The following is a 26,292-nucleotide window of genomic DNA, read 5'->3' on the forward strand; positions in this document are numbered from 1 at the left end:
GTGGAGTCATCCCTGCGCCAGCCGGGCCTCGGCCTCGTCGCGCGCCTGGGGGTCGCCGACGTGCATCCAGTCGCCGTCGAGCACGCAGCCATAGAGGCGGCCGGCGGCGGCCGAGGCGCGCCACAGGGGGCTGAGGGAGAAGGGGCCGTCGGGGCCGGTGTCGGCATAGTCGGGGCGGGTGATGTGGACGCCCATATAGGCGAAGGGGGCAGACGGGGCGTCACCCCGGAAGGTCAGGCGGCCGTCGTCGGCGAGGAAGAAATCGCCGTCACCCTCGAAGCCGATCGCGCCCTCGCGCCGGGCCAGCAGCAGACAGGCGTCCATCCGGGCCGGGTCCCACAGGCGGATGAGGGCGTCGGCCCAGCCGGTCGTGGTGGAGGGGCCGTCGGTCCAGACGCTGTCGATATTGGCCACGAAGACCGGGGCGTCGCCCAGCAGGGGGCGGGCCTTTTTCAGGCCGCCGCCGGTTTCCAGCAGTTCCGCGCGCTCGTCGGAGATGCGGATCACGGGGCCCCGGCCGCGCGCGGCCAGATGCGCCTCCAGCCGGTCGGCGAACCAGTGGACATTGACCACCGCCGTCTGCACCCCCGCCTCAACCAGCCGGTCCAGCACATGGTCGATCAGGGCGCGGCCGCCGACCTCGACCAGGGCCTTGGGCCGGTCGTCGGTCAGGGGGCGCATCCGGGTGCCGAGGCCGGCGGCCAGCACCATGGCGGTCGTGGGGGCGGTCATGGGCGCAGCCCTTCCCCCGCTTGCGGGGGAAGTGTCATGTCGTGGCGCGCAGCGACACGCATGACGATGGGGGAAGTCAGCGCCTCGCCCTCAACAGGACAATTCCCCCATCCGTCCTGTTCGAGCTTCGCTCGAAGACGGACGGCTTTCCCCCGCAAGCGGGGGAAGGACTCAAGGTGCGCGATCATTGGCGCAGCTCCGGCGGGACGTGGCGGTCGAACCAGCGGGCGACGTCTTCCAGCCCGGGTTTCGCGAGGTTGGCGTTCAGATGGGCCCACATGCGCGGCATGAAGGCGGCGTAGCGGGGCTTGCCGTCACGCACGATCAGCCGGGCAAAGATGCCGAGGATGCGCGCCTCGTTCAGGGCGGCGAGGCCGGCATAGGCGCGCAGGAAGCCCGCGCGGTCGTCGACGGGGGCGAGGCTGAAATAGTGGTCCAGCGCCTCGGCTTCCAGCGCGGGGGCGACGTCGCGGCGGGCGTCCTGCAGCAGGGAGTGGAGGTCCCACGACGGATGGGCGCGGACGGCGTCCTGGAAGTCGATCATGCCGACGCGGGCGGGCCCGTCGCGCTCAGGCAGCCAGATCAGGTTCTCGGCATGATAGTCGCGGTGGGCGACGACCGAGGCCCCGGCCTCGCCGGCGGCGACGATGGGGGCCCAGGCGGCGTGCCAGTCGTCGAGGGCGGCGGCGTCGAGGCGCAGGTCGGGGCGCAGTTTCGGCAGCCATTCCACGAACAGATCGGCCCCGCCCTGGAGGGCGGTGGCGTCATAGGTCTGGAGGGGCCAGGGGCCCGCGGCCCCGTTGAGTTTCGGCGGGGTGGGGGCGGCGTGGAGGACGGCGAGGGCCTCGACGGCGGCCAGATACAGGGGACGCTCGTCCTGACCGGCCTCGATCACCCGGGCGAACAGGGCGTCACCGAAATCCTCCAGCACCGCGAGGCCGGCGGGGGCGTCGAGGGCGACCACGGCCGGGGCCGAAAGGCCGACATCGCGCAGGTGGGCGGCGACGGCGGCGAAGGCCTCGATCCGGCCGGCGGACAGGCGGGCGATGGCGTTCCAGCCCTCGGCCTTGCGGCGCTCGGGCGACCATGAGGGATCGGCCGGCGGGCTTTCGGCCGCAGCGACCTGATCCATCAGCATGAGGGGATCGCCGGACGGCGGGGTCAACCGCTCGTAGCGCCGGGTCGAGGCGTCGCCCGGCAGGGGGGCGCGCACGGCGTCGGCGAGGCCCACCTCGGCCAGGAAGGCGACCCGCCGGGCCTCACGCTCAATCAGGGGATCAGACATTGAGGCCTTCGACGACGGCATTGATCTTGGTGGCCCAGCTGCCGGTACCGGACAGGGTGGCATGCCGTCCCTCGCCCGCTTCCTCAAGCACAATCGAGAGGCGGTCGGGACCGAGCGCGCGGGCGGGATCGTCGCCCAGACGCTCGGGCCATTCGATCAGGGCGCAGCCGGTGTCGAGCGCCTCGTCCAGACCGATCTCGAAGGCCTCGTCCGGGCGGGTCAGGCGGTAGAGGTCGAAATGGGCCACCGGTGGATCGGTCTCATAGACCTGGACGAGGGTGAAGGTGGGGGACGGGACATCCTCGTCGGGGCCGGCCAGCGCCCGGATCAGGCCGCGGGCGAGGGTGGACTTGCCCATGCCCAGAGGCCCGTACAGCAGGACGGCCTCGCCCAGCGCCAGTCGGGGGGCGATGGCTTCGCCAAGGGCCGTGGTGGCCGCGGCGTCGGGCAGGTCGAGGGTGACGCTCACGCGAACTCCGCATCGGGCTGGGACGGCAGGACCCGCTCGGTGAAGGCTTTCAGCGCATAGGTCGACCGGGCGGCGTCGATGTCGAGGCGGCCGGGCGGGATGGGGACACCGACGCTGAGCCGGAAGGCCTTCTTCCGCTTGTTCAGCAGCTCGTGGAACAGGGTGATATCGCGCAGTTCGGGCGAGATGCGGTCGAACAGGTGGAACAGGGTCGAGGCCGGGCCGGTCACATGGATCGGGATGATGGGGGCCTGGTATTTCCGCGCCAGCGACACGGCGGTGGGGGCCCATTCGGGGTCGGTGAGCTGGCCGTCCTTGCCGACCCGGGCCAGACGGCCGGCGGGGAAGAGGACGATGCAGCGCTCGGCCTCGAAGGCCGCGCGGGCGGCGTCGAGGGTGGCGCGGGTCTTTTCCCGGGTGCGTTTGGTCACCACCCATTCGACGGGGATGAGCACCTCGTCCAGCCGGGGCGAGACGCGCAGGGCATCGGCGTTGGCGAACCAGATGGCGTCGGGGCGACGCTTTTTGATGGCGTCATGGACGGCGATGCCGTCGGCGATGCCGGTGGGGTGGTTACAGACCACGACGCAGCGGCCGGTCGCGGGGACGCGGTCGAGGTTCAGGGTCGAGACCCGGAGGTCCAGCAGGTTCGAGACATGGTCAAGGCTGGCCTGACCCGACAGGGGGGCGATGGCGTCGGCCATGGTCCGGGCGCGGCCATAGGCCAGCAGGCTGTAGAGGGCCGGGCGGATCAGGGGCCAGGCCGGGGAGGCGGTGAGACGGGGCGCGCGCTCGGCGATCAGCACGTCCACGATATGCGCCGGCCGGCGCGCGGGGACGGCGGGAGGTGTGTCAGGCGTGGCGGGGCGCGAAGCGGTCATCCGGCCTCCTTGTCGCCCCTGCGCAGGGGACAGGCAAGCGGGGGACAGCAGGCGGACCCGATCGCTACCAGAGGCGGGACACGCCGAAGTCGTCGAACAGTCGTTCGTTCGAAACGAGGGTCATCTGGTTGAGCAGGGCCCGGGCGATCAGCATGCGGTCGAAGGGATCGCGATGCGTATGCACCATCGCACCGGCCAGACGGGCCTCGGCCGTCGTGAGTGAAAGAAGGACGAAATCCTCGGCCTCCATGTCGCTGTCGAAGTCGTTGGCCAGTCGCGCTGCCGACGGGAGCTTTCCGAGCCGGTGCTTCTGGGCGATCTCGAACGCCGAGACAGGGCTGACGAACACCGTGTTGTCCGGGTTGCGGATGGCCGTGTCCGCAGCCTCGCTGAGGCCGGGACTGTTCCCAAGCCACCAGACCAGCGCATGGGTGTCGAGCAGCAGGTTCAATACTGGTGGCCTTCGCCTTCCCAGAGCCGCAGGTCTTCTTCGGACATCGGCTCAAAGAAGCTGTCGTCGAGCGCCACCAGACCCTTCAACCGGCCCGGCGTTCGGGGCAGACGGGGCTTCGGCGGGTCCGCAGGCTGGACCGCCACCATGCGCACGGCTGGCTTGTTGCCGCGGGCGATGATGACCTCCTCGCCCCGTTCGGCGGCGGCGATCAGTTTGGACAGGTGGGTCTTGGCGTGGTGGACGGTGACGGTGGTCATCGCAAGGCCTCATCTTGGTCCCACTAACTTAGCTAATCCGCCGATCAGCCGCAACTTTCGCCGGCGGGCCGCTGGTGCTAGGCCAGCGGCACCCCCGTTCCAGGAGCCGCCCCATGCGTCACCGTTCCCTGCTTTCCGCCTGCGCCGCCGTGGCGATGCTGACCGCCCTGCCCGCCCTGGCCCAGGCCCAGGCCCCGGCCGCGGCGGCCCAGAGCGCCGAACGCGCCTTCACCTATACGGAGATGCTGGAAGCCAACCGGCTGTCGGATCCGCGCGTGTCGCCGGACGGGCGCCATGTGGTCTACGCCGTGCGGGCCACGGACATGGAGGCCAATCGCGGGGTCTCCCGGCTGATGATCCAGGACCTGTCGGGCGGGGGCGAGGCGCGGCGGCTGGCCATCTCGGACGGGGGGGCCAACAGCGCGCGCTGGGGAGCGGACGGGGCGCTGTATTTCCTGTCGGGCCGGTCGGGGACCAGCCAGGTCTGGAAGACGGATGCGACGGGGGCGACGGCGACACAGGTCACGAACCTGCCGCTGGACATCAACGCCTACCGGCTGAGCCCCGATGGGTCGAAGGTCGCCGTGTCGCTGGCAGTGTATCCGGCCTGCGATGATCTGGACTGTTCGGTCGCGCGGGGCGAGGAGGCGGCGGCGCGCCAGTCGACGGGTCAGGTCTATGACCGGATGTTCGTGCGCCACTGGGACACCTGGAATGACGGGACGCAGAACCATCTGTTCGTGCTGAACACGGACGGGTCGGGCGAGCCGGTCTGGGTGACGCACGGGTTCGACGGCGACACCCCCTCCAAGCCGTTCGGGGACGAGGGCGAGTTCACCTTCACGCCGGACGGATCGGCCGTGGTCTTCTCGGCCCGGGTGGCCGGGCAGACCGAGCCGTGGAGCACCAATTTCGACCTGTTCCGCACCAATGGCCTGACCGGCGAGGGCTTCACCAACCTGACCGATGACAATGAGGCGTGGGACACGGGGCCGGTGTTCTCGCCGGACGGCAGGACGCTGGCCTACCGGGCCATGGCGCGGCCGGGGTTCGAGGCGGATCGCTGGCAGATCACCCTGATGGATGTGGCCACGGGATCGAAGCGCCAGATCGCGGCCAACTGGGACCGGTCGGCCGACAGCCTGCAATGGTCGGCGGACGGGCGGACGCTGTATGTCACGGCCGGCGACACCGGCCAGACGAAACTGTTCGCCGTCGACGCCGCCAATGGCGCGGTCGTGCCGATCACGGGGCCCGGCCATGTCTCGGCCTTCGATCAGACGCCGTCGGGCTTCGTCATCGCCATGGACAGCCTGACCTCGCCGTCGGAGCTTTACGTCAAGACCTTCCGCGGGCGCGAGATGCCGATCCGGATCACCGATGTGAACCCGCAGCTGGACGCCCTCGCGTTCGGGGAGGCCGAGCAGTTCACCTTCGAGGGCTGGAACGACGAGACGGTGCACGGCTATGTCATCAAGCCCGCCGGCTATGTCGAGGGCCGGAAGTATCCGGTCGCCTTCCTGATCCACGGAGGGCCGCAGGGTTCGTTCGGCAACAGCTGGTCGTACCGCTGGAACCCCTCCACCTATGCCGGAGCCGGCTATGCGGTGGTGATGATCGATTTCCACGGCTCGACCGGTTACGGGCAGGGCTTTACCGACGCGATCAGCCAGCACTGGGGCGACCGGCCGCTGGAGGACCTGCAGAAGGGCTGGGCGGCGGCCCAGTCGAAATACAGCTTCCTGGACGGCGACAACGCCTGTGCGCTGGGGGCGTCCTACGGCGGCTATATGATCAACTGGATCGCCGGGAAGTGGTCCGATGAGTTCAAATGTCTGGTCAACCACGACGGCGTCTTCGACGTGCGCGGCATGGGCTATTCGACCGAGGAGCTGTGGTTCACCGAATGGGAGTATGGCGGCACCCCGTGGGAGAACCCGGAAGGGTATGAGCGCTTCAACCCGGTCAACCATGTCGACCAGTGGAAGACGCCGATGCTGGTGATCCAGGGCGATCTCGACTACCGCATCCCGACGGCCCAGGGGCTGTCGACCTTCACCGCCCTGCAGCGGCGCGGGATCGAGAGCCGGCTGATCGTCTTCCCGGATGAGAACCACTGGGTGCTCAAACCCCAGAACAGCCTGCAGTGGCACAATGAGGTGTTCGGCTGGCTGGACCGCCACCTGAAACCGCAGGACTGATCTCCATGGCCCTTCCCTCCCCGGAAACGCCCGACGGTCAGCTGGTCGGGCGGGTCATCGCCATGCCGGCCGACACCAACCCGGAAGGTGACATCTTCGGCGGCTGGCTGCTGGCGCAGATGGATCTGGCCGGCTCCACCCCCGCCTTCGACCTGGCCCAGGGCCGGTGCGCGACCGTGGCGGTGGACGCCATGGTGTTTCACCAGCCGGTTTCGGTCGGTGACGAGGTGTCGCTGTACGCCACGGTTCTGCGCGCCGGGCGGACCTCGGTCCGGGTGCGGGTCGAGGCGTGGAAGCGGCCGCGCTCGACCCAGACCATCTCGCGCGTGACCGAGGGCGTCTTCACCTATGTGGCGATCGATGCGGCGCGGAAGCCCCGGCCCCTGCCTTCAGCAGGCGAGGTCGAGGTCGGCGCGGCCTGAGGGGGCGTCCGGGGGCGGGGTCGGCTGGAAGGCGAGAACGGCACCGGTCAGATTGGCGTTGTCGAAATCGGTCGAGACCTCGGTCCCGTCTTCCTTGACGATGGCCCCGGTGACCGCGCCGGTGAAGTCGGCGAAGGCCAGCTGGCAGTCAGCGAAACTGACGCCGCGCAGGTCGCAGCCACGAAATTTCGCCCCGCGCAGATCGGCATGGCGGAAGACGGCACCGGTCAGCTGGCTGCCGGAAAAATCGACATCGATGGCGCGCAAGCCGGCGGCGCGCAGCCCGGCGAGGCGGCGACCGGCGAAGGCCTCTGTGGCGGGCCGGACGTCGAGGCCGGACAGGTCGGCCACCTTGCCGCGGGTGCCATGGCTGTCCACCCAGGCCTCGGCGTCATTGAGGGCCTGGCGGACCTGACCCGCGCCGGCCAGGGCCGAGGCGTCGGGATCCAGCACACAGGTGGCCAGCGCAATGGCGTCGATCCGGACGGTGCGCAGGTCCACCCCGGTCAGGATGGTGTCGGCGAACCGGCAGCCGCGCAGGTCTGCTCCGGCCAGATCGGCATTGGCCATGTCGGCCCCGCTGAAGTCCGCGTCCTTGAGCTTCGCATTGCCGAGCCGGGCCCGCTTCAGCGAGGCGTGACGCAGATCCACGCCCTGACGGATTTCACCGTCGGCCCCGACGCGCGGCGCGGGCCGGTCCGTATCGGTGGTCCAGACGCGGAAGGGGCTTTTGGCCTCGGTGCGGGCCAGCCGGGCGTCGCGGAGATCGACCCCGTCCATCCGGGCCCCGTAAAGCTTGGCCCCGCGCAGGGTGGAGCCGCGCAGGTCGGCATTGGTCAGATTGGCGGCCCGGAGGTCGATGTCGCGCAGATCACAGCAGTAGAGCACAGCCGAGGACAGGTCCGAGGCCGCCATCTTGGCGTCCGACAGATTGGACCCGGTCAGGTCGGCCCCGGCCAGACGGCGCTTCTGCAGCATGGCCCCGGCCAGCCGGAAGAAGCGCAGCACCAGCCGTCGCCCCCCGGGCAGGCCGGTGACGAAGCGCTCGTGCAGTTCGATCTCGGCCGCGAGGCCCTGCATCTGCCGGTCGGGAACGGTCATTCCGCAAGCTTGACCGCAAACGGTTTCGGAAGGGTGTGCAAGGCCCCGGCCGGCCGGAAACTTGACCCCCCGCCCCCCCGCGCCTACCTGACCGATATGGCCATCCGACGCATTCTGACCATCGACAACACCGCCGATCTGGCGATCCTGAAACAGGTGTCAAAGCCTGTCGACACCGTGGACGACAGCGTCCGCGCGTTGATGGATGACATGCTGGAGACGATGTACGACGCTCCGGGTATCGGGCTGGCCGCCGTGCAGATCGGCGATCTGCGCCGGGTCGTGGTCATGGATCTGGGCGACGGACCGGTGCCCGAGGGGGCCGAACCGGCAGCGGAGGGTGAGGAACCCCGCATCCCCAACCCGCGCTTTTTCGCCAATCCCGAGGTCCTGTGGGCCTCCGACGAGACCTTCTGCTACGAGGAGGGCTGTCTTTCGATCCCCGAATATTTCGACGAGGTCGAGCGGCCGGCGCGGGTGCGCGTGACCTATCTGGACCGGGCCGGAGCGCGGATCGAGGAAGAGATCGAGGGCCTGTACGCCGTCTGTTTCCAGCATGAGCTGGACCATCTGAACGGGGTGCTGTTCATCGACCACCTGTCGCGCCTGCGTCGCGACCGCGCCATGTCCAAGGTCAAGAAGACCATGCGACTGAGGGAGGACGCCTGATGGCCCACGCCCGGACCCGGATCGTCGATCCGCAGGGTCGACGCCGCCTGACGCGCTCGGAAAAGATCGGCCTCGGCTCGGTCGTGACGCTGGTCGGGGTTCTGGCCATCGGCCTGGTCGCCGGCGTGGTGCTGGACCGGCTGCTGGACTTTGACGACGCCCTGGACGCCGGCGGCGAATGGGACGAGGGCGGCGGGGTCTCGACCCGCTGGCAGTAGCCGGTTTCGACAGAAACGCCGTTTTGTGGCAGGATGCGTCTATGGCTCATCCTGAACCAGAAGACCTGCCGCTGCTTCTCCGGCCCGACCTGATCGAGGAGGCCCGTCGTCTGGCGGCCCACTATCGCTCGCCGGAAGGTCAGGCCGAAATCGCGGCATGGGTCGAAAAGCGTCGCAACGACCCTGCGGAGCGTGAGCTGATGGACGGGTGGGCGTCCGTCGCGGACAACTCGGACTGGGCATGGAACGAGGCCAAATAGTCGTCGCCGTGTTTCCGCGGGAGTTCGGAAAGCCCCGGCCCGCCCTCGTGGTCCAGTCTGCCGCATTCAACTATCTGGACAGCCTGACCCTTCTACCGCTCACGACCGACCTGCGCAGCGGGGTTTCCTTTCGTCTGGATGTGCTGCCGACGGACGGAAACGGCCTGAAGCAACGATGCCAGATCATGATCGACAAACCCCAGACGGTTTATGTCGACAAGATCCGCAATGCGATCGGCAGCCTCGACCCGAGGACCCTTCGACGGGTGGATGTCGCCCTTGCCCTGTTCCTTGGTCTGGTCTGACGCTAAACCCCGGCCATGCGCCTCGCCTTTATGGGGACCCCCGATTTCGCCGTGCCGTCGCTGGCCGAGCTGATCGCCTCGGGTCATGACATCGTCGCCGTCTATTCCCAGCCGCCCCGGCCCAGGGGGCGCGGCCAGAAGCTGACGCCGTCCCCGGTCCAGGCCTTTGCCGAGACCATGGGGCTGCCGGTATTCACGCCCGCCTCGATGAAGACGGACGAGGCGATCGAGACCTTCCGCAGTCTGGATCTGGATGCCGCCTGTGTGGTCGCCTATGGCCAGATCCTGAAGCCCGGAGTGCTGGAGGCCCCCCGGCTGGGGTGTTTCAACCTGCATGGGTCGCTGCTGCCGCGCTGGCGCGGGGCGGCCCCGATCCAGCGGGCCATCATGGCCGGCGACCGCCAGACCGGCGTGCAGATCATGCGGATGTCCGAGGGTCTGGATGAGGGCGACATCCTGCTGAGCGAGGTGCTGCCGATCCAGCCGGACGATACGGCGGCCACCCTTGCCGACCGGATGGCGACCACCGGGGCCAGTCTGTGGACCCGGGTGCTGGCGGCGATCGAGCGCGGCGGCGTCACGGGCACGCCCCAGACTGGGGAGCCGACCTATGCGAAGAAGATCACCCCGGCCGAGGCGCGGATCGACTGGAGCCGGAGCGCGGCGGAGATCGACTGCCATATCCGGGGCCTCTCGCCCTTCCCCGGGGCCTGGTTCGAGGCCCCGGGTCCGGACGGGCCGGTGCGGGTCAAGGCCCTGCTGTCGCGGGTGAGCCTGAAGGGTCAGGGGGCACCGGGCGAGGTGCTGGACGATGAGCTGCTGATCGGGACCGGCGACGGGGCGGTGCGGCTGTTGCGGGTGCAGCGCGAGGGCCGGGCCCAGGCGTCGCCGGCCGATTTCCTGAACGGGTTTGCCCTGCCGGTCGGGACCGTGCTGGGCTGATGCCCCGGTACCGGTTGACGCTGGAGTATGACGGCGGCCCCTATGCGGGGTTTCAGGCCCAGGAGGGGCTGCCGACGGTGCAGGGGGCGGTGGAGACCGCGATCCATGCCTTCTGCGGCCAGACCGTGCGGATCGCGGCGGCCGGGCGGACGGACTCGGGCGTGCATGCCACGGGTCAGGTGGCCCATGTCGATCTGGAGAAGGACTGGCCGGCCGCGACGGTGATGAACGCCCTGAACGCCCACCTGATCCGCGAGGCGGTGGCGGTGCTGGACTGTCAGGCGGTGGCCGGTGACTGGCATGCGCGGTTCTCGGCCACGGGGCGCAGATATCTGTACCGGATCCTGAACCGGCCCGGGCGGCCGGCGCTGGAGCGGGGCCGGGTCTGGCATGTGCGAAAGCCGCTGGATGCGGAGGCCATGCAGGCGGGGGCGCTGCGCCTGATCGGGCACCACGACTTCACCACCTTCCGCGACCTGGCCTGCCAGTCGAAGTCGCCGGAGAAGACGCTGGATGTGGCCGCCGTCCGTCGGCTGGGCGAAGAGGTGCATCTGGTGTTCGAGGCGCGCTCCTTCCTGCACCGGCAGGTCCGCTCCATGACCGGGACCCTGGTCGAGGTGGGGCTGGGCCGCTGGTCGCCGGACGATGTCACCGCCGCCCTTGAGGCCCGGGACCGCGCGGCGTGTGGGCCGGTGTCGCCGTCAGACGGCCTGTATCTGACCGGGGTGGAATACCCCTGATCGTTAAATCGCTGTCATGTTGTGATAGCTACCTTGCAGCGCATGGTACCTTGCGATAGCCTCCTGACATCACAGGAGGTGTTCGGAATGCCCGAAACCATAGAGATACAGTTGAAGAAGGGGGTGTTGGGACTGTGCGTCCTGGCGCTTCTGGCCCGTGCCGACAGTTACGCCTACGAGATCGCCAGCCGGCTGTCGGATGCGATCGACATGGGCGAGGGCACGATCTACCCGCTGATGCGCCGCATGCAGTCGGACGGTCTGGTGGAGACCTATCTGGTCGAATCCGCGTCGGGCCCGTCGCGCAAATACTATCGGCTGAGCCCGGCCGGCCGTGAGGCCCTGGCCGCCCAGTCCGCCGAATGGACCCATTTCACCCGCGCCGTCGACGCCATCGTCGCCAACGACGCCCAACCGGGAGTGCCCGCATGACGCGCGCAGAATTCCTCAGTCGTCTGAAACAGGGCCTTGTGGGCCTGCCGATGTCGACCGCCGCCGAGATCGTCTCGGACTATGAGACCCATTTCGACGACGGCGTCGCCGCCGGGCGGACCGAGGCCGAGGTCGCGGCCGCGCTCGGTAACCCCGACCGTCTGGCCCGCGAACTGCGGGCCGAGGCCGGGGCCCAGCGCTGGCATCAGGAGAAGAACCCCTCCGCCGCCGCCGCCGCCGTGTTCGCGGTGCTGGGGCTGGGGGCGATCGACATCCTGATCCTGCTGCCCATCCTGATGGGGGTGGTCGGGACCCTGTTCGGCTTCTTCATCGCCGTCATCGCCCTGTTCATCACGGGCGGGGCCCTCATGGTGGCCGGGCCGTTCACCGGCTTCCCGGGGGGTGTCGCCGCCGCCCTGCTGGGCGGGCTGGGCCTGATGGCCGGGGCCGCCGCGGCCGGGGCCCTGCTGGCCATCCTCACCATCTGGCTGGTCAACGGCCTCATCTGGTTCGCCCGCCTGCACTACCGCCTGCTCAAGCCCGCGCTTGAGCCCCAATCCACCGTCTTCACGGGAGACCCCGCATGATCCGGACCCTGTTCATCATCGCCGTCGCCGGCCTTGTGCTGGCCACGGCCTCCATCGGCGGGGCCTTCGCCCTCGGTGGCCGCGACATGGCCCGCAACGGCTGGGCCTGGACCTTCCATGACGAGAATGGAGAGAATATCCGCTTCGAACGGGTCCGCGGCGGCGGCACCGCCGATCTGGGGCCGGTCATCACCCGCACCCTGGCCTGGGACGGCGGTCAGTCGCTCGGCATCGAGGCGGCATTGACCGTGGAGTACGTCCAGGGGGCCGAGACGGGTGTCGTGATCACCGGGCCAAGCGGACTGGCCGACCGGGTCCGGCTGGAGAATGGCCGTCTGTCGCTCGGTGAAGGCGATGAACGCGTCGTCTTCGGCTGGAATCAGGGTGGCCTGACCGCCCGCTCGGAGCGCAACGAACTCCGGATCGTCGTCACGGCCCCAAACATCAACACCTTCGACCTGGAGGGATCCGGAGACCTGACCCTGACGGCGTATGATCAGGACACCCTGGCGATCGACATCTCGGGTTCGGGTGAGGTTGAGGCCAGCGGCCGGACCCGGGCGCTGGAGCTGGACATCTCCGGCTCGGGCGACGCGGACCTGTCGGACCTTGTGACCACCGACGCCAATGTCGCCATCGCCGGATCGGGGGACGCCCGCGTCGCCCCGACCGGCCGGGCGGACATCACCATCTCCGGCTCGGGGGATGTCGATGTGACGACCCGGCCGGCGACGGTGAACCAGAGTGTGTCGGGATCGGGGGATGTGAGCGTGGGCAGCTAGGCGTATCATGGACTGGCCGGGATCCTTGGGATCCCGGCCAGTTGCGCCGCCCACTACTGGGTGGGTGCGGTCGTAGAGGTCTGGTTCCCCGTCATCGGGGCCAGGGCCCCGTCCTGGGGCTGGCTCGCATTGGCGACCGCGCGGTTGGCGGCGGCCTCCAGCTGGGCGTCCGGGATGGCCCCCTCGGGCATTTCGGTGGTGACCTCGGCCTCGGCGACGGAGGTCTCTGCGGTCGCGGTGCGTTCACCGTCCCCGCAAGCGGACAGGGCGAGGGCGGCAGCGGCGGCGGCGATGATCGATGCGGTTGTTTTCATGAGAAGCTCCGGACCGGCGCGTAGCGGGACATCCGCCTGCAGGCTCGCCGGCACCCGGTTAAACCGCCGCGCTTCGCCGATGTTCCGACACATTTGCAGGAGCGGGGCGTGACGCGGGCGGGACGGCCCCCTATCTGTGGGCCATGACGATCCATATTCCCCCGCCCCCCCTGCTCGAGACCTCGGGCGTCGATCCGAACGAGGCCCTGTCAATCCTGGAGGGAGCCCTGCACGGGGCCGATGACGGGGAGCTGTTCCTCGAGCGCTCGGAGCTGGAGTCGCTGGTGTTCGACGACGGGCGGCTGAAGTCCGCCGCCTATGACGCGACCGAGGGCTTCGGCCTGAGGGTCGTGGCCGGCGAGACGGCCGGCTATGCCCATGCCAATGAAATCTCGACCGCCGCCCTGCGGCGCGCCGCCGACAGCGCGGCGCTGGCCAAGTCCGGTCATGCCGGGGTCGCGGCAGAGGGGCCGCGGGCGACCAATCAGAAACTGTATGACGCGGTCGACCCTCTCGCCTCGCCCGCCTTCTCCGACAAGATCGCCCTGCTGCAGGAGATCGACGCCTGGGCCCGGGCGCGCGATCCGCGGGTGGTTCAGGTCTCGGCCACGCTGGTGGGCGAGCGGCGGGCCATCGAGATCCTGAGGGCAGACGGTCTGACGGTGCGCGATGTCCGCCCGCTGGTGCGGCTGAACGTGTCGGTCACCGTCGAACGCGACGGCCGGCGCGAGACCATGTCCAGCGGGGCCGGCGGGCGGGCGGGCTTCGAGACCTGGATCGCGCCCGATCGGTGGCAGGCCCAGATCGACGAGGCCCTGCGCGGGGCCCTGGTCAATCTGGACGCGGTCGACTGCCCGGCCGGGGAGATGGATGTGGTTCTGGCCGCCGGCTGGCCCGGCGTGCTGCTGCACGAGGCCATCGGCCACGGCTTCGAGGGGGATTTCCACAGGAAGGGGTCGTCGGTCTTCTCCGGCATGATGGGCAAGCGGGTGGCGGCCCCGGGCGTGACCGTGGTCGATGACGGCTCCATCGCCGGGCGGCGGGGTTCGCTGTCGGTCGATGATGAGGGCACGCCGACGTCCCGCACCGTGCTGATCGAGGACGGCATCATGGTCGGGCTGATGAACGACCGGCTGTCGGCGCGTCAGCTGCGCCAGCGGGCGACGGGAAACGGCCGACGGCAGTCCTTCGCCCACATGCCGATGCCGCGCATGACCAACACCTTCATGGAGGGCGGATCGGCCAAACAGGCGGACATGATCGCGAGCACGAAGCGGGGACTGTATGCGGCGAACTTCGGTGGCGGCCAAGTCGACATCACCAACGGCAAGTTCGTGTTCCAGTGCACCGAGGCCTATCTGATCGAGGATGGGAAGATCACCGCCCCGGTGCGCGGCGCGACCCTGATCGGCGACGGGGCCACGGCCCTGACCAATGTGTCCATGGTCGGGGACGACTTCGACTTTGATCCCGGCATCGGAGTCTGCGGCAAGGCGGGTCAGGGCGTCCCGGTCGGCATCGGCCAGCCTAGCCTGAAGATCGGCGGCCTGACGGTGGGGGGCACTTCGGTCTGAGGCCTGGCCTCAGGCTTCGGGCTTCCAGTCCGGGCCGAGGATGTCGGCCCCCTCAGCCTCCAGCTGGTCCAGCACGCCGCCGGGCTCGGCCAGGATACGCAGGGAGGCGACGCCCATGGTCACGCCCGGCTGGGCCAGCGCGGTCTGCGTCGCCACGCGCCACTGCTCGCGCAGGACCGGCGCGATTTCCGGATCGCCGGACGGCCAGCACAGGTTCAGGGCCTGATCCAGCGGGTTGGCCAGCACATCGGCGACCCGCAAGGACCGCCACGCCTCCAGACGCGCGACAGCACCGTCCGGGCCGGCCTCGGCGGCCGCGGCCGCCGCCGCGATACAGGGGACATACTGGGCCGGAGGATCCGAGATCAGACCCTCCACCAGTTCGTCACCCCGGACGATCCCGACCGGTTCTCCGGGGAGCCGGGCCTCGCGCGCGGCGCGACGGACCACAGTGCCGGCCCCCGAGCCGCGACGCTCGCGACCGGCCTTTTCCAGCAGGTCGAAACCGAGGCCAACGAGACTCTGGCTACGCCAGCGATCGTTCTCGTCGGCCATCAGGACCTCGACCCGGGCCTGAAGGTCCGCAGGCAGATAGTCAGCGGTGGTGGTGCCCTCGGGCAGGCGGGTGATGGTGCGGATACGCCAGAGCAGGCGAAGCAGGTCGCTCATCGAGGTCTGGGCCTCGGTCGGATAAAGGATGCGCTGCGAGCGGGCCGTTGCGGCCTGAAGCGCCTCGGGTCGCCAGGCGAAATCGCGCGGTACCCCGCTGATCGCTCCCACCAGGATGACGGTGCTTTCGCCGCGGGTGACGGTCCACATCGGGGCCCCGGCACGGCGGGCGACCACGACGACATCGTCGACCCGGTCCGCTTCATCGGCGATCGGCGGGCCAGCGTCCTGCGCCCCTGCGGACAGGGAGAAGGTCAGCAGCACCAGAATCGTCAGGCCTGCCAGAACGCGTCTCATGACCCTCTCCCCGGAGCGGCACAGCCGTTGTCGTAGCGAGGGTCACCGGTCGTTGTGGCGCAAGCGTGGCGGGAAACCGGGTCAGGTCGGGAACAGCCACGCCGTCTCCGGGTTTGACCAGGAGCCGGCCCTGCACCCTGTCCGACGGATCCATGACCCACCCCCTGATACAATCCCTGTCACAACCCGCCGTGCGCCATGGTCTGATGGCCAGCGGGGCCGTGGTCCTGGTCTGCATCGGGGGATTTGCGGCCCTGGCCGGGGGGGCCGAGGACACGCCGCGACGATCCGGGCCGGCGCTGGCCATCGCGGTCGTGGCCCCGGTCGAGCCGGAGATCGATCCGGGCGCGCCGATGGAGGTCGGGATCCTGAGCACCGGCTTCGAAAAGGCTGCGCTGGACCGGGCGGCGCAGGAACGGGCCGAGATGCGGGCGGATGCGTCGCTGTCGGCCACAGACGCCTGGGCGGGGGAGGTCTGGAGCCCGGACGGCACGCCGCGCATGCCCTCCCCGACCCCCGTCACCCACAGGTTGTCGCCCATGGAGGCCTATGATGCGGTCGTGGCGCAGGGCCGAAGGTGGATCGGACGAAACGACGGCCCGGACGAGGCATGGCCTGGTCGCCGTCGGGATCGGGCGGCCGAGGAGCGGGCAGCGCGATGGGCGGCGCGGGCTGACGGCCGCGACACTGGTGACAGCCACCCGGGCACGGGCCCCGTCGCCTATACGGATGTCATCAAGTATTCGTCCGAATAAGCCACAGAGGTGAATCGGCTGTAATGCTGTCACCGATTTAATCCACCTGTCTGTCTTGTAACTGGAGGTTACCCGCACGGATCGTCACACCCGGTTCTTGTAAAGAGGGGGCCTTGTGATGGTGACGAAAACGATTTTGCTGGCGGGTACGGCGCTTGTGGTCAGCGCGACCGGAGCAATGGCCCAGACACAGGCCCCGGTGCCGGTGCCCCTGCCGGGAACAAGCGCTGCGGCGGCGGTGCCCGGCCAGCAGGGTGTGCTGGTCTTCACCCCCGAGTTCTTCGCCGACCAGCGGCCCAATACGGCGCTGGACATGGTCAACCGGGTGCCGGGCTTCTCGGTCGAAGACGGCGACGGCTCGCGCGGCTTCGAGGGGGCCGTTGGCAATGTGCTGATCAATGGCTCGCGTCCCGCCTCCAAGAACGACAGCGGCTCCAATGTCCTCGGCCGCACCCTGGTGCCCCAGGTCGAGCGGATCGAACTGATCCGCGGTGGCGCGCCCGGCATCGACATGCAGGGCTATTCGGTGGTGGTGAACGTCATCACCAGGACCCAGTCCAGCCGCGAACATATCCTCACCGGCACAGCCTTCCTGTTCGAGGGCGGCCAGGACGCGGCCAACGGCAGCTATCAGTTCACCGCCCGGGACGGCGAGCGCGTCTGGGGCTTCACCCTGTCGGACGGGGTCAGTGTCAGCGATTCCAATGGCGTCGGACGGGTCATCCGCCGCGACGCCAATGGCACGATCCTGAGGGACGAGGGCTATTTCAACGACCAGCAGGGCGGCGGCCAGAGCATCCGCGGCAACTATGCTGACGCCTTCATGGGCGGCAAGATCGATCTGACGGGCCGGATCGGCCAGTTCGACTACAGCCAGTGGAGCCTGCAGGACGCGCCGGGAATCCTGCGCGAGAACCGCTTTGACGAGGAGGAAACCAATGGCGAGGTCGGCCTGGTCTTCACCCGCCCGATGGGCACCGGGCTGGTCTCCGAAACCCGCCTGATCCACGAATGGGAGGACTTCGAGAACGCCTCGCTGTCGAACAACCGGGTGGATGCTGTCGTCAGCCCGGAACAGCGGTTCGAGGCCGATGGCCGGGCCTCCGAGAGCATCCTGCGCTCGCTGCTGCGCTGGGAACGGTCATCGGCGCTGACTCTCGAGGCCGGGGGCGAGGTCGCCTACAATATGCTGGAGATCGATCAGGCCTTCCTGCAGGGCGGCGTCGCCGTGCCCCTGCCCTCGGACCAGATCAAGGTGGAGGAAAAGCGGGGCGAGGTGTTCGGCAAAGCGACCTGGCGGCCGCGCACGGATCTGACCGTCGAGGGCGGCCTGCGGATGGAGGCCTCGACCCTGACCCAGTCAGGCGATGCGGATCAGGAAAAGAGCTTCTTCTTTGCCAAGCCGCGCCTGCAGCTGACCTGGACGCCCCGGCCGCAAAACCAGCTGCGCTTCCGCTTCGAGCGGGAGCTGGGCCAGCTGGATTTCGGGGACTTCGCGGCCTCCTCGGACCTCGAGGACGACGTGGTCTTTGGCGGCAATGTCGATCTGGAGCCCGAGCAGCGCTGGATCAGCGAACTGGTCTATGAGCGCCGCTTCCTCGGCGACGGCATCGTCTCGATCGGCTATCGCCATGACGAGATCATTGATGTGATCGACCGGCTGCCCCTGCCCGGCGGGCTGGCCGCCACGGGCAACATCGGCGACGGAACCCTGGACCAGCTGGCGGTCAATGTGGTGGTTCCGCTGGACTGGACCGGTTTTTCCGGCGGTCAGTTCAGCTTCCGCAACAGCTGGAACAAGACCCGGGTGACCGACCCCACGACCGGCGAGGAACGGCCGATCTCGGGCGTCCGGCCGACCCAGCCCGGGTTCACCATCGCCCAGGATATCACGAGCTGGAAGCTGAACTGGGCCGTGACCTATCTCGATCGCCTGGGCCAGTTCTCCTACGATCCGGACCAGATCTCGGGGTTCACCGGGGCCGACTATGTCGAGGCCTATGCCGAGTACAAGCCGACCCCGACCCTGTCGATCCGGGCCCAGGTGAACCTGTGGAACGACTTCCGGCTGGAACGGACGGTCTTCGCGGACCGGTCGCCTGCCCGGCCGGTGGCCTTCGTCGAGCTGCGCCCCATTGATCCCCGCACCTTCTGGCAGATCCGGGTGAGGAAGAGCTTCTGAGGCATGAAAAAGGGCCCGGCGGATCGCTCCGCCGGGCCCCTTTCCTTTCCGGACGCTTCTATTTGACGCCGCGCATCATCCATTTGATGCCGGGCGACAGCAGCAGAAGCAGGAATCCGATGCCCACGCCCCAGAGGCCGATGGTCTGGAACACGCCGGCATAGGTCGACAGCGCCAGTTCGGGATTGGTCACCACGCCGCCCACCGTCTCGGTCGCGGTGGACTTGGCGATAATGCCGGCGACGATGTGGGCAAGGGCCGAGGCCATGAACCAGGCCCCCATCATCATGCCGACCATCTTCGGCACGGACAGTTTGGTGATCATCGACAGGCCGACCGGGGACACCAGAAGCTCTCCGATCGAGTGCAGGAAATAGGCGAGGAACAGCCAGATCAGCGGCACCTTGAACAGGTCATTGGCCTGGCTGTTGGCGGCCCAGACCAGCAGCAGGAAGCCGGCACCGACAGAGACCAGCCCGAGGCCGAACTTGACCGGGACATTGGGCTCCAGACCCTTCTTGCCCAGCCACAGCCACAGGGCCGCGAGGATGGGGCCGAAGACGATGATGGTGCCGGGGTTGAAGACCTGGGTCATGGCGGCGTTGAAGCCGTTGGGCATCAGGGTCGACTGGTCGGCGAACAGGGTCAGGCTGGAGCCCGCCTGTTCGAACAGGGTCCAGAACAGCACCGAGAACATCGTCAGGACGATCGCTGCCAGCATGCGCCAGCGCCCGTCGCCCTTGATGAAGATGGCGGAATACAGCAGCAGGCCGGCGAAGATGGTCGGCACGAGGTACAGCAGCGAGGCCTCGACGGCGTCATGCTGCTGCACGATCAGCCACATGGGGATGACGGCGAGGATGCCGAGGATGTAGATCCAGGCCTCACGCGGGATGCCCAGGGTCTTCTTGTCCAGCTGGGCGCTGGCCGGCGGATCGGCGCGGTTGCCGAGCCAGCTCTGGCCCACCCAGAAGGTGATCAGCCCCAGCAACATGCCGATGCCGGCGAGGCCGAAGCCGTATTTCCAGCCGTATTCGATGCCCAGCCAGGCGCAGACCGCCGAGGCCAGGAACGAGCCCAGATTGATGCCGACGTAGAAGATGGTGAAGCCGGAATCGCGGCGCGGATCACCCTGCTCATAGAGCGAGCCCACGACGGTGGAGATGTTGGGCTTGAGGAAGCCAACGCCCACGACGATCAGGGCCAGGGCGAAGAAGAGGACCGACTGTCCGGCGAGATCGACCGTCTTTTCGATCTCATAGTCGCCGGGGGCGATCAGGGCGGGCAGACCGGCGCGGGCCCCGTCGTCGGCGATGGCGCGATCGACCTGGGTCTGCCGGGCAGTGGCGGCGGCCGAGGCGGGGCCATCAGCGGGGACGGCGGCTGCCTCCGGGTCCGTGACCGTAGCCCCGGCGGGAACGTTTGCGGGCGTGGCGGCACCGGCCACGACCGCCGCGCTTTCGGCTGTGGTCGGCAGATCGGAGACCCGGATGCCTTCAGGCGTGACCTGAACCGGGACGCGCTGATCGCCCACGAGGGCGTAGAGCTGGCGATCGGTGTCGCGGCCCTCGACCTGGATCTCGTAGGCCTGACCGGCATACTGGATGGTCTCGCGACCGCCGGAGCCCTCGAAGGCCATCATGCCGTGGCCGGCGACCAGCAGAAGCGCGCCGAGCGTCACGGCCTTGCGCGAGCCGAGGAAGCGGTCGGCGATGGCCCCGCCCAGCACCGGCATCAGATACACGAGCGCGGCATAGGCGGCGTAGATGCCCTGGGCCTCGGCCGAGCCGAACAGGAAGTGCTGGGTCAGGTACAGGACCAGCAGGGCCCGCATGCCGTAGAAGGAGAACCGTTCCCACATCTCGGTGAAGAACAGGATCACCAGCCCGCGGGGGTGCCCCAGGAACTGCTTCTGGGGCGCAACCGCGCCTCCGCCATCCGTCGCACTCAAACTCTCACTCCTGTGGATCGCGCCTTTCGGGGGCACCTGTGGCGGCATAAGCAGCACGGCGGGCCGGGAGGGACAAGCCTTATGGTCACCGGATCGTCACAGGAGAGGCGACGGTCAGTGAAAATCCCGTGAGCCCGGCAGGACGCGCACATCGCGGGGGTGGTGGCCGCGGGCGGGGGCGTGGCCGGAGCCGGGGGTGGGGGCGGTCGACAGATGCCCCAGCATCGGGGTCCAGTCGATCAGGTCCTCGACCACCAGATGGACCACCCCTTCCGACCGCTGGACCCGGCCCCGGGCCAGGACCATCCGGGCCCCCATGGCGACAGGGCGGAGGCGCTCGAACACATCGGGCCAGACCACCAGATTGGCCACCGCCGTCTCGTCCTCGATGGTCAGGAAGACCACCCCCCTGGCCGAGCCCGGGCGCTGGCGGACCAGGACGACGCCGCCGACGGAGACGCGGCGGTTGTCGCGGGTCGCCCTGTAGGCCTCGGCCGTCACGGCCCCCGCCCGGGTCAGGCGCTCGCGCAGGAAGGCGACCGGGTGGCCCTTCAGCGACAGGCGGATGGACTGGTAGTCGCCGACGACCTCCTCCGCCGCGGTCAGGCGCGGCAGGGCGGCGGGCGGGGCGCCGTCCGCCTCGTCCAGCCCCATGGCCTCGAACAGGGGGGCGCTGGAGGCCGGGGGCGCGCCCTTCGCCGACCACAGGCCCTGACGGCGTGACAGGTCCAGCGAGCCATAGCCGTCGGCCTCGGCCAGACGGTCCAGCGCGGCGGGCGGCAGGGCGGCGCGGCGGCGCAGATCCTCCAGATCGCGGAAGGGGGCGGCGGCGCGGGCGCTGACGATCGCCCCGGCCCAGGCCTCGCGGAAGCCGTCGATGGAGCGGAAACCGAGGCGCAGGGCGTGCTGCGTCTGGCCGGGGCGGGGCTCCAGCGCGGCATCCCAGCCGCTGGCGTTCACATCCGGGTGGCGCACCTCGACGCCGTGCTCGCGGGCGTCGCGGACCAGCTGGGCCGGGGCATAGAAGCCCATCGGCTGGCTGTTCAGCAGGGCGGCGGTGAAGACGTCCGGATAGAAGCATTTCACCCACGACGAGATGTAGACCAGGTGGGCGAAGGAGCAGGCGTGGCTTTCGGGGAAGCCGTATTCGCCGAAGCCCTTGATCTGGGCGAAGCAGCGGCGGGCGAACTCGGGGTCATAGCCGCGGTCGATCATGCGGCCGACCATCATCGCCTCGTAGTGGCCGATGGTGCCCATGTGGCGGAAGGTGGCCATGGCCCGGCGCAGGCCGTTGGCCTCGTTGCCCGTGAACTTCGCCGCGTCCATGGCGATGCGCATGGCCTGTTCCTGAAACAGGGGCACGCCCAGGGTCTTGTGCAGGATCAGGCGCAGTTCATCCGGTGAGCCATGGTCCGGCGCCGGGTGCGGATAGTCGATGTCGAAGGGCAGACCCGCGGCCTCCGCCGCCCGGCGTTCGGCCCGGCGCTTCAGATAGGGGTGGACCATGTCGCCCTGGATCGGGCCGGGGCGGACGATGGCGACCTGGACCACCAGATCGTAGAATTCGCGCGGCTTCAGCCGGGGCAGCATGGCCATCTGGGCCCGGCTCTCGACCTGGAAGACGCCCAGCGAGTCCCCGGTCTGAAGCATCCGGTAGACGGCCGGGACCTCGCGCGGGACGGTGGCCAGGGTCAGGGGCCGGCCGTAGTCAGCCTCAATCATCCGGAAGGCCCGCTTCAGCGCCGTCAGCATGCCCAATGCCAGAACATCGACCTTCATCAGCTTCAGATGGTCGATATCGTCCTTGTCCCATTCGATGAAGGTGCGGTCGGCCATGGCGGCATTGCCGATGGGCACGATCTCGCACAGGGGCTCCTGGCTGAGGACGAAGCCGCCGACGTGCTGGCTGAGATGGCGGGGGAAGTGGATCAGCTCGGCCGTCAGATCGAGCGCCAGCTTCAGGCGGGGATCCTCGCGGCTGACGCCGGTCCGGTCGACGTGCTGGTCCTTCACCTCGGCCCCGTAGGAGCCCCAGACGGTGTCGGCCAGACGGGCGGTGACGTCCTCGGTCAGGCCCAGCGCCTTGCCCACATCGCGGATGGCCGAGCGCGGCCGGTAGTGGATGATGGTGGCGACGATGCCGGCGCGGTCGCGGCCGTAGCGGCGATAGACATACTGCATCACCTCCTCGCGCCGCTCATGTTCGAAGTCGACGTCGATGTCGGGTGGCTCGGAGCGCTCGGACGAGATGAACCGCTCGATCAGCATGTCCTGGCTGGTCGGATCGACATTGGTGATGCCGAGGCAGAAACAGATGACGGAGTTGGCGGCCGAGCCCCGCCCCTGACACAGGATGTCCCGGTCCGGATGGCGGGCCCAGGCGACGATGTCGTTCACGGTCAGGAAATAGGGGGCGTAGGCCAGCTCGCGGACCAGCCGCAGTTCCTTGACGATGGTCTGGAGGACCTTGCGCGACACGCCTTCCGGGAAGACCCGGCGCGCGCCCTGGAAGGTCAGCCGGATCAGCCAGCGCTGCGGCGACCAGCCGGCGGGAACGGGTTCGTCCGGATACTGATAACTGAGTTCGCGCAGGGAGAAGGTGCAGGCCCGGACCACCTCCATTGTGCGGGCCAGCGCCGCCTCATGGCCCCGGAACAGGCGGGCCATCTGGACCGGCGGTTTCAGATGGCGCTCGGCATTGGCCTGAAGCGTCAGGCCCGCGGCATCGATGGTGGTGCCCTCGCGGATACAGGTCAGGACGTCCTGCAGGGGGCGACGCTCGGGGTGGTGATACAAGACGGCGTTGGTGGCGATCAGGGGGGCTCCGGTGCGCTCCGCTATGGCCGCCAGCCGGTTCAGCCGCGCCCGGTCGCCGCCGCGCCACAGGGGCTGGGCGGCCAGATACAGGGTGTCGGGCCAGGCGGTGCGCCAGTCTTTCAGCCGGGCCTCGAAGGCGGCGTCGGGGATTTCGGGGGCGACGGCGAGGGCGATCATGCCGGTGCCGAAGGCGGTGGCCTGATCGAAGGTCAGACGGGTTTCGCCCTTGGTGATGCGGTCGGGGGCGGGAGCGGGAGCGGGAGCATGGGTCTCCTCCCCATCCGCGTCGCGGATGGGGAGGTGGCAGCGAGCCTCTTGGCGAGCTGACGGAGGGGGCGAGGCGATGGTGCCGTCCTGGGATAAATCTCGCCGCTGTCGCCAGACGCTCATCTCCACCACCGGGTCGCCCCCCCCGTCTCGACGGCTCTCGCCGTCGATCCACCCCCCCATCCGCGACGCGGATGGAGGGGAGACCTCGATCTCGCTCTTGCCGAGGGTCAGCAGGCGGCAGAGGCGGGCGTAGGCGGGGCGGTCGCGGGGGAAGACGATCAGTTCGGTGGTGTCCAGAAAGACCAGCCGGACGCCGACGACGAGGGGGATGTCGACCTCCTCGGCCCCCATCAGGGCCCGGACCATGCCGGCCAGGGTGTTGCGGTCAGCCACGCCAACAGCGGCCAGACCCAGCGCCTTGGCCTGACGCATCAGCTCGCCGGGGTGGGAGGCTCCTTCCAGAAAGCTGAAATTGGTCCGGGCCCCCAGTTCGGCATAGCGGCCGTCCCACCCGGAGGGAGTCACGGGCGCGCTCACGGGAACATCCCGTGCATCCACCAGGACGGTGGACGTTCGTCGGGCGCGCCGGTGAACTCCGGGCCATACAGACCCTCGCGGAACAGCCAGTAGCGCAGGCCCTGATCATCCTCGATCCGGTAGTAGTCGCGGGTGCGGACCTGACGGCCGTCAGGGCGCGGTCGCCACCATTCCGGGGACAGACGTTCAGGGCCGTCCGCCTTCGATACCCGGCGCGAGACCCGCCGCCAGGTGAAGCGGGCCGGGGCCCCGTCGGGCAGTTCGGCGATGGCCTCGACCGGCTCGGGCGGGTCGAGCAGCAAAAGGGGGCGGGCGCGGTCATGGGCCTGCGTCACCGCCGGGGGACGGGGTTCGGCCCGCCCCAGCGCCAGTCGCCAGCGTTCGGCCCGTTCGGGCAGCCACGAGCCCTGGGGCTCCGCGACCTGGACCGCGTCCTCGCCCAGCCGGGCCGACAGGCGGTCGATCAGGGCGGCCAGGCCCTCGGCCGAACGGGCGGCGTCCTCATCGCCCAGGGTGATCTGGCGGGCGAGGACCGGCTCGGTCAGGTCGGCGGTCAGCATCAGGGCGTCGATGCCGAAGCCGGGATCGAGGCGGGCGATCCCGGTCTCGCGGAACAGCCGCAGCCAGATGTCGACGTCGCGGAGCGCCCGCCCCATGCGGACCGACAGCGTCTCGGCCCGGCCGTCGACGCGGAAGGCGGTCAGGGTCAGGGCGCGGGCCCCCTGCCCGTCCGCCTCCAGACCCCGGGCCAGGCTGTCGGCCAGTCCGGGCAGGCGCGCCTCGATGCCGGCGGTGTCGGTCAGGGGGTCGGCGAAGGCCTCCCAGCCGCGATAGCGGGCGGGGGGACGGGTCGGGGTCAGGGCCTCGGCGGTGCCGCCCAGGGCCTGATCCAGCCGGCGCACCAGACCGATGCCGGCCTCGTCGCGGAAGCGGCGGGCGAGGCCGGCGCGGGGCATGGGATAGAGGGCCCCGATGGTGGTGAGGCCGAACCGCCGGGCCTGTTTCAGGGTGGCGGGGTCGAGGCGCAGGGCCTCCAGCGGCAGGGGGGCGAGCGCTGCGCGCACCTCTGTCTCCCCGGCGATCCGGGTCGTGGTGCCCCAGCGGGCGAGGGCCCAGGCGGCCCCGGGCGTGGGGGCCATGGCCGTGCGGGCGCGGAGGCCGGCGGCGGACAGCCGCTGTTCGATCTGGTCCAGGGTGGCGGCCTCGCCCCCGAACAGATGGGTGGCTCCGGTCAGGTCGAGGAACAGGCCCTCCAGCCCGCCGTCCGAGAGATCGACGGCGACCGTGGGCGACCAGCGCTCGGCCCAGACCGCGAGGACCTCCAGGGCCCGGGCGTCGGCGAGGGGATCGGCGGGATGACAGATAAGGCGCGGGACCATGGCCAGGGCGTCGGCCTGGGTCTGGCCGCGCGACAGGTTGAGCGCCCGGGCGGCGGGGTTCAGGGCATGGATCACCGCCCCCCGCGCGGTGCGCAGGATCAGGGCCTCGGCCCCCGCATCCGGAGCGAAGGGGTCAGGCGGCGTGGGGCCGGCCGACCGCGCCCGGACCGTCACCGGCCAGTCGATCAGCCAGACGGAGACGATGCGTCTCATCATCCTGCTCCAGCATCCAGACGCCGGGACGCTCCGTCCGGCTTCGGGTCAGTTCGGCGCGCAGGCTCAGCCGGCCGGGCGCGCGCGGGTCGTGGGCGTCCGAAGCACTGCTCAGGGTCGAGACCCGCCAGCGCCGCCGCGCCGCGCTGAGATCCCCGGTCCGGGTGCGCAGCAGGATGCCCGAGGCCTTGCCGTCGCGGGCGGCGAACTCCAGCCGGCGGGTCCGGGTCAGGTCGACGCTGTCGATCCCGCCCAGCACCGCATCCAGCCCTCCGGACCGCAGGGCCTGCTCCATGGCCCAGAGGCAGTCGGCCTCGGTGCGGGTAATGACCAGGAGGACGCCCTCACGACGGCCGAACCCGGCCAGTCCAGGGCCGTGGGGGCGGCCATACTCTGCCAGCCATGCCCGGGTCACGGTCAGGGCCACGCCGCGACCCGGGCCCCGTCCGGCGCGGGACAGGACAAAGGCCAGGGCCCCGGCCATGTCGCGGGGACCGGCGGCGCACACCTCTTCCAGCCCCTGCAGCAGGGGGGCGTGGGCGGGCGGGACGGGATCTGGCGAACGGGGCGAACAGGTGTCCATGGCGGATCGGGACC

At 69.7% G+C, this 26,292-nt stretch carries 27 protein-coding genes; 14 read left to right on the plus strand and 13 right to left on the minus strand.

Going from position 1 to position 26,292, the window contains the following annotated elements; translation table 11 throughout:
- Positions 1-6 precede the first annotated feature (6 nt).
- The 6 genes from murU to SJY26_RS01650 form a co-directional block, all read right to left on the minus strand.
- Positions 7-732, minus strand: coding sequence for an N-acetylmuramate alpha-1-phosphate uridylyltransferase MurU (gene murU, locus SJY26_RS01625; protein ID WP_396594424.1), 726 nt, complete (start codon positions 730-732; stop codon positions 7-9).
- 184 nt (positions 733-916) lie between these two features.
- Positions 917-2,017 carry an N-acetylmuramate/N-acetylglucosamine kinase AmgK gene (amgK, locus tag SJY26_RS01630; protein WP_396594425.1) on the minus strand — a complete coding sequence of 367 codons (1,101 nt, stop codon included), beginning with the start codon at positions 2,015-2,017 and terminating at the stop codon, positions 917-919.
- Positions 2,010-2,486: a tRNA (adenosine(37)-N6)-threonylcarbamoyltransferase complex ATPase subunit type 1 TsaE gene (gene tsaE, locus SJY26_RS01635; protein ID WP_396594426.1), complete on the minus strand. Its 477-nt coding sequence runs from the start codon at positions 2,484-2,486 to the stop codon at positions 2,010-2,012. The genes amgK and tsaE overlap by 8 nt, the downstream gene beginning before the upstream one ends.
- Complete coding sequence (locus SJY26_RS01640; protein WP_396594427.1) at positions 2,483-3,367, minus strand: 1-acyl-sn-glycerol-3-phosphate acyltransferase; 885 nt, start codon at positions 3,365-3,367, stop codon at positions 2,483-2,485. Before SJY26_RS01640 ends, tsaE begins: the two co-directional genes overlap by 4 nt.
- Before the next feature lie 64 nt (positions 3,368-3,431).
- Positions 3,432-3,818 carry a type II toxin-antitoxin system VapC family toxin gene (locus SJY26_RS01645; RefSeq protein WP_396594428.1) on the minus strand — a complete coding sequence of 129 codons (387 nt, stop codon included), beginning with the start codon at positions 3,816-3,818 and terminating at the stop codon, positions 3,432-3,434.
- Positions 3,815-4,078 carry a type II toxin-antitoxin system Phd/YefM family antitoxin gene (locus tag SJY26_RS01650; protein ID WP_396594429.1) on the minus strand — a complete coding sequence of 88 codons (264 nt, stop codon included), beginning with the start codon at positions 4,076-4,078 and terminating at the stop codon, positions 3,815-3,817. Before SJY26_RS01650 ends, SJY26_RS01645 begins: the two co-directional genes overlap by 4 nt.
- 113 nt (positions 4,079-4,191) lie before the next feature.
- On the opposite strand from SJY26_RS01650, the gene SJY26_RS01655 reads away from it, so the two are divergent.
- Together SJY26_RS01655 and SJY26_RS01660 are read left to right on the plus strand one after the other, a co-directional pair.
- Complete coding sequence (locus SJY26_RS01655; RefSeq protein WP_396594430.1) at positions 4,192-6,279, plus strand: prolyl oligopeptidase family serine peptidase; 2,088 nt, start codon at positions 4,192-4,194, stop codon at positions 6,277-6,279.
- A gap of 5 nt (positions 6,280-6,284) precedes the next feature.
- A complete protein-coding gene (locus tag SJY26_RS01660) occupies positions 6,285-6,701 on the plus strand; it encodes an acyl-CoA thioesterase (protein ID WP_396594431.1) in 417 nt (138 codons plus the stop codon).
- On the opposite strand, the gene SJY26_RS01665 is transcribed toward SJY26_RS01660, so the two are convergent.
- The gene (locus tag SJY26_RS01665; protein WP_396594432.1) at positions 6,669-7,802 is read right to left on the minus strand and encodes a pentapeptide repeat-containing protein; all 1,134 of its coding nucleotides are present in this window, start codon (positions 7,800-7,802) and stop codon (positions 6,669-6,671) included. The genes SJY26_RS01660 and SJY26_RS01665 overlap by 33 nt on opposite strands.
- A 96-nt stretch (positions 7,803-7,898) precedes the next feature.
- Here SJY26_RS01665 and def point away from each other — a divergent pair, with 96 nt between their 5' ends.
- From def to SJY26_RS01710, 9 genes are all read left to right on the plus strand, one after another.
- Positions 7,899-8,471, plus strand: coding sequence for a peptide deformylase (gene def / locus SJY26_RS01670; RefSeq protein WP_396594433.1), 573 nt, complete (start codon positions 7,899-7,901; stop codon positions 8,469-8,471).
- A complete protein-coding gene (locus SJY26_RS01675; RefSeq protein ID WP_396594434.1) occupies positions 8,471-8,689 on the plus strand; it encodes a hypothetical protein in 219 nt (72 codons plus the stop codon). Before def ends, SJY26_RS01675 begins: the two co-directional genes overlap by 1 nt.
- 41 nt (positions 8,690-8,730) lie before the next feature.
- Entirely contained in the window at positions 8,731-8,949 is a 219-nt protein-coding gene (locus SJY26_RS01680) for a hypothetical protein (protein WP_396594435.1), read from the plus strand.
- A complete protein-coding gene (locus SJY26_RS01685) occupies positions 8,931-9,254 on the plus strand; it encodes a type II toxin-antitoxin system PemK/MazF family toxin (RefSeq protein WP_396594436.1) in 324 nt (107 codons plus the stop codon). Before SJY26_RS01680 ends, SJY26_RS01685 begins: the two co-directional genes overlap by 19 nt.
- 15 nt (positions 9,255-9,269) lie before the next feature.
- Positions 9,270-10,196, plus strand: a complete 927-nt coding sequence (fmt, locus tag SJY26_RS01690) for a methionyl-tRNA formyltransferase (protein ID WP_396594437.1) — start codon at positions 9,270-9,272, stop codon at positions 10,194-10,196.
- Positions 10,196-10,936 carry a tRNA pseudouridine(38-40) synthase TruA gene (truA, locus tag SJY26_RS01695; RefSeq protein WP_396594438.1) on the plus strand — a complete coding sequence of 247 codons (741 nt, stop codon included), beginning with the start codon at positions 10,196-10,198 and terminating at the stop codon, positions 10,934-10,936. The genes fmt and truA overlap by 1 nt, the downstream gene beginning before the upstream one ends.
- An 87-nt stretch (positions 10,937-11,023) precedes the next feature.
- A complete protein-coding gene (locus tag SJY26_RS01700; RefSeq protein WP_396594439.1) occupies positions 11,024-11,368 on the plus strand; it encodes a PadR family transcriptional regulator in 345 nt (114 codons plus the stop codon).
- Positions 11,365-11,955, plus strand: coding sequence for a DUF1700 domain-containing protein (locus SJY26_RS01705; protein WP_396594440.1), 591 nt, complete (start codon positions 11,365-11,367; stop codon positions 11,953-11,955). Before SJY26_RS01700 ends, SJY26_RS01705 begins: the two co-directional genes overlap by 4 nt.
- On the plus strand, positions 11,952-12,737 hold the full coding sequence (locus SJY26_RS01710) for a GIN domain-containing protein (protein ID WP_396594441.1): 786 nt from the start codon (positions 11,952-11,954) through the stop codon (positions 12,735-12,737). Before SJY26_RS01705 ends, SJY26_RS01710 begins: the two co-directional genes overlap by 4 nt.
- 53 nt (positions 12,738-12,790) lie before the next feature.
- On the opposite strand, the gene SJY26_RS01715 is transcribed toward SJY26_RS01710, so the two are convergent.
- Positions 12,791-13,051 carry a hypothetical protein gene (locus SJY26_RS01715; RefSeq protein WP_396594442.1) on the minus strand — a complete coding sequence of 87 codons (261 nt, stop codon included), beginning with the start codon at positions 13,049-13,051 and terminating at the stop codon, positions 12,791-12,793.
- 143 nt (positions 13,052-13,194) lie between these two features.
- Here SJY26_RS01715 and tldD point away from each other — a divergent pair, with 143 nt between their 5' ends.
- On the plus strand, positions 13,195-14,625 hold the full coding sequence (gene tldD / locus SJY26_RS01720; RefSeq protein WP_396594443.1) for a metalloprotease TldD: 1,431 nt from the start codon (positions 13,195-13,197) through the stop codon (positions 14,623-14,625).
- Between the two features lie 9 nt (positions 14,626-14,634).
- On the opposite strand, the gene SJY26_RS01725 is transcribed toward tldD, so the two are convergent.
- Entirely contained in the window at positions 14,635-15,591 is a 957-nt protein-coding gene (locus SJY26_RS01725) for a TraB/GumN family protein (protein ID WP_396594444.1), read from the minus strand.
- A gap of 152 nt (positions 15,592-15,743) precedes the next feature.
- Here SJY26_RS01725 and SJY26_RS01730 point away from each other — a divergent pair, with 152 nt between their 5' ends.
- Together SJY26_RS01730 and SJY26_RS01735 are read left to right on the plus strand one after the other, a co-directional pair.
- A complete protein-coding gene (locus SJY26_RS01730) occupies positions 15,744-16,346 on the plus strand; it encodes a hypothetical protein (RefSeq protein ID WP_396594445.1) in 603 nt (200 codons plus the stop codon).
- 118 nt (positions 16,347-16,464) lie between these two features.
- Complete coding sequence (locus tag SJY26_RS01735) at positions 16,465-18,528, plus strand: TonB-dependent receptor plug domain-containing protein (protein ID WP_396594446.1); 2,064 nt, start codon at positions 16,465-16,467, stop codon at positions 18,526-18,528.
- Positions 18,529-18,586: 58 nt separating this feature from the next.
- Here the strand turns inward: SJY26_RS01735 and SJY26_RS01740 are convergent, their stop codons facing one another.
- The 4 genes from SJY26_RS01740 to SJY26_RS01755 all read right to left on the minus strand — a co-directional run bounded on the left by SJY26_RS01740 (position 18,587) and on the right by SJY26_RS01755 (position 26,278).
- Positions 18,587-20,479, minus strand: coding sequence for an oligopeptide:H+ symporter (locus SJY26_RS01740; RefSeq protein WP_396594447.1), 1,893 nt, complete (start codon positions 20,477-20,479; stop codon positions 18,587-18,589).
- A gap of 114 nt (positions 20,480-20,593) precedes the next feature.
- A complete protein-coding gene (locus SJY26_RS01745) occupies positions 20,594-24,103 on the minus strand; it encodes an error-prone DNA polymerase (protein WP_396594448.1) in 3,510 nt (1,169 codons plus the stop codon).
- Positions 24,100-25,695, minus strand: a complete 1,596-nt coding sequence (locus SJY26_RS01750; RefSeq protein ID WP_396594449.1) for a Y-family DNA polymerase — start codon at positions 25,693-25,695, stop codon at positions 24,100-24,102. Before SJY26_RS01750 ends, SJY26_RS01745 begins: the two co-directional genes overlap by 4 nt.
- Positions 25,616-26,278, minus strand: coding sequence for an ImuA family protein (locus SJY26_RS01755; RefSeq protein WP_396594450.1), 663 nt, complete (start codon positions 26,276-26,278; stop codon positions 25,616-25,618). The genes SJY26_RS01750 and SJY26_RS01755 overlap by 80 nt, the downstream gene beginning before the upstream one ends.
- Positions 26,279-26,292 lie beyond the last annotated feature (14 nt).

The organism is Brevundimonas sp. R86498 (assembly GCF_044598075.1).
Taxonomy (GTDB): domain Bacteria; phylum Pseudomonadota; class Alphaproteobacteria; order Caulobacterales; family Caulobacteraceae; genus Brevundimonas.